The sequence below is a fragment of the Thermomonas sp. genome (assembly GCF_025993755.1).
GTDB lineage: Bacteria > Pseudomonadota > Gammaproteobacteria > Xanthomonadales > Xanthomonadaceae > Thermomonas.
Map to the genome: position 1 here is coordinate 1 of NZ_JAMQHN010000131.1, position 3,115 is coordinate 3,115.

A 3,115-nucleotide genomic window follows, 5' to 3' on the forward strand; every position below is an offset into this window, starting at 1 on the left:
GACGGACGGCCGCTGGAACTGGCCACGCTGCGGGGCCGGCCGGTGGTGCTGAGCTACATCTACACCAGCTGCGCGTTCATCTGTCCGACCCTGACCTCGAGTCTCGCGCAGGTGGTGCGCGTGGCGCGCGAGACGCTGGGCGACGGGGCCTTTTCGGTCGTCACCGTGGGATTCGATACGCGGGTGGACACCCCCGAGCGGATGCGCCTGCATGCGGCCGAGCGCGGCATCAGGGACCCCCGTTGGTACTTCCTGAGCGGTGACGAAGCCGCAGTGGCGGCCCTGGCCCGGGAGACCGGCTTTGTCTACGCGCCTGTCGCCGGTGGGTTCGACCACCTGACACAGGTTACAATCCTCGACAGCGCCGGACGGGTGTACCAGCAGGTCTACGGGCCTGAATTCCAGCCGCCGATGCTCGTCGACCCCCTGAAAAGATTGGCGCTCGGCATGCCGGTGGCCGAGCGGCCGCTCGCTGATTTGTTGTCCCGGGTACGCCTGTTATGCACGTCCTACGATCCGAAGAGCGGCCGATACCGTTTCGATTATTCGCTCATCCTCGAGATTGCCATCGGGCTGAGCTGCGCCCTGCTGGTGCTCGGCTTCGTCCTGCGTTCCTGGCGACAGGGGCAGCCCGGTCCGCGTCCGCGCTCGTAGCCGGTCAGGCACCGGTATCGGGAGTGCTGGCATGAACGGGCTGAAGCGCCTGATCCGTGGCGGCTTCGAACGCCTGGAAAGCGGTCTCGATGCCGTCTGCGGCCCGCAGCTCAATCCGCTGGTGCAGCTCGGTGCCCTGGGCTGGCTGCTGTTCTGGCTGATTGCCATCAGCGGCATCTACCTCTACATCTTCTTCGATACCGGTGTCACCCAGGCCTATGCCTCGGTGGAGGCGCTGACCCACGACCAGTGGTGGGCTGGCGGCATCCTGCGCAGCATCCACCGCTATGCCTCGGACGCGCTGGTGGTGGTGACATTCGTGCACATGCTGCGCGAGTTCGGCATGGACCGCCTGCGTGGCGTGCGCTGGTTCGCCTGGGTGACGGGCCTGCTGCTGATCGGCTTCATCTACGTCTGCGGCATCACTGGCTACTGGATGGTCTGGGACCAGCTGGCCCAGTACGTGGCGCTGACCACCTCGCGCTGGCTGGATGCGCTGCCGATCTTCGCCGAGCCGATCTCGAGGAACTTCGTCAGCAATGCGGGCCTCAGCGGCCGGTTCTTCTCCCTCATGGCCTTCGCGCACATCGCTGCGCCGCTACTGATGCTGCTGTTCATGTGGGTGCATATCCAGCGCTACAGCCATGCCAGGGTGTATCCGGCACGCAACCTGAGCATCGCCACCGTGCTGGCCCTGGTGGCGCTGTCGCTGGTCGAGCCGGCCCTGAGCCAGGGTGCCGCCAACCTCGACGCGCTGGCGGCCTCGGTCGGGCTCGACTGGTTCTACCTGGCCTTCTACCCGCTGATGGATGTCATCGGCGCCGGCGGACTCTGGGCGCTTTCGCTGGGCTTCCTCGTGCTGATGGCCATCCTGCCCTGGGCGCCTCCGTTGCGGCGGCCGGCGCCGGCCGTGGTCCACCTCGACAACTGCAATGGCTGCGCACGCTGCTTCGATGACTGCCCGTACAGCGCGATCACCATGCAGGCGCGCAGCGACGGTGCGCCGTTCTCGCAGGAAGCCGTCGTCGATGCCGATCTCTGCGTGAGCTGCGGCATCTGCGCCGGCGCCTGCCCGACGGCGACGCCGTTCCGGCGCGCCACGGCGCTGGTGCCGGGGATCGAACTGCCCGAGCATGGCATCGCGGCGCTGCGCGAGCGCGTGGCCAGCGCCTGCCAGAATCTCGCCGGCCAGCCCGGCGTGCTGGTGTTCCGCTGCGAGCACGGGGCGGATGTTGCCCAGCCGTCGACCGGCTCGGCGGCCGTGGTCGACGTACCCTGCGCGGGCATGGTGCCGCCGTCGTTCATCGACCTGGTGATCACGCGGAAGATGGCGGCCGGCGTGATGCTGGCTGGCTGCCACGAGGTCGGCTGTTACCAGCGCCTCGGGACGGACTGGACCAGCCAGCGCGTCGCCGCCACGCGCGATCCCTACCTGCGCCAGCGCATACCGCGCGACCGCGTGGCCCTGTCCTGGGCGAATGCAGCGCAGCGGGGGGCGAGGGCGGATGCCGTCGAACGGTTCATCGGTTCGCTGGCCGGACGCGGAGACATGGCCCTTCACGCCCCTGCGCCTGCCGACGCTGCGGTCCAGACTGCCTGGCAGGCGCCGCCGCGGCGCCTGGCCGGCTGGCTGCGCTGGCCGCTGCAGGCCCTGCTTCTGGCCGCGGCCATGTGGCCTCTGGGCTTCCTCTCGGCGCGACCGGAGGTGGCGCTGCGGGGCGACAACGACGCCGTGGTGACGCTGACCTTCAGCCACGCGGGCCGCCCCCTGCAGGAGTGCCGGAAACAGACGCCGGAGGAGCTGGCCAAGCTGCCACCCAACATGCGTCGGCCCGTGGATTGCGCGCGTGGGCGCTGGCCGGTATACATTGAGCTGCAGCTGGACGGCCGCACGGTGTTTGCCGGCACCGAGGAACCGGCGGGCCTGTGGAACGACGGTCCCTCCAGCCTGTTCGAGCGGTTCCCGGTCCCCGCTGGTCCAAGGCAGGCCGTGGTCCGGCTCCGTGACAGCGGGCGCGAATCCGGTTTCGACTACAGCGCCACCGCGGACCTCGACCTTCGCCCTGGCCAGAACCTGGTCGTCGAGTTCCGGCAGCCGGGCGGCTTCACCTTCAGATAGGCACGAGTTGCGTCAGATGACCCGCATCGATTGGCGACCGGATTTCTCGATCGGCATTGCCGATGTCGACCACGAGCACCAGGAACTGATCGCCTGGATCAACCGCACGCTGGTCGCCAGCCTCGATGCGGCGGGCGACAGGTCGGTGGTGACGGACCTGCTGGGGGAAGTGTTCGCCAAGGTCTCCGCGCACTTTGCCCTGGAAGAGCGTGTCATGCGCGACCAGGGCTACGACCAGTTCACCGAGCACAAGCGTGATCACGAGCTGCTGCTCGATGACATCCGCGACATCATGGATGACTTCGAGGCCGGCGGCGAACTCGTCGAGGAACGGTTCGCCAC

The 3,115-nt window shown here is 68.4% G+C and carries 3 protein-coding genes; all 3 read left to right on the plus strand.

Going from position 1 to position 3,115, the window contains the following annotated elements:
• The coding region (locus tag Q0X16_RS09380) for an SCO family protein (RefSeq protein WP_297833420.1) at positions 1-654 on the plus strand (654 nt) is incomplete at its 5' end.
• 31 nt (positions 655-685) lie between these two features.
• Positions 686-2,773 (plus strand): hydrogenase iron-sulfur subunit, encoded by a 2,088-nt coding sequence (locus Q0X16_RS09385; RefSeq protein WP_297833422.1) that lies wholly within the window; start codon positions 686-688, stop codon positions 2,771-2,773.
• A 16-nt stretch (positions 2,774-2,789) separates the two neighbouring features.
• Positions 2,790-3,115, plus strand: a 326-nt coding sequence (locus Q0X16_RS09390; protein WP_297833423.1) for a hemerythrin domain-containing protein, incomplete at its 3' end; no start/stop codon positions are given.

Excerpts from the sequence above, each read along its gene's own strand:
- Q0X16_RS09385 (WP_297833422.1), top strand. The coding sequence starts at position 686 with ATGAACGGGCTGAAGCGCCTGATCCGTGGCGGCTTCGAACGCCTGGAA.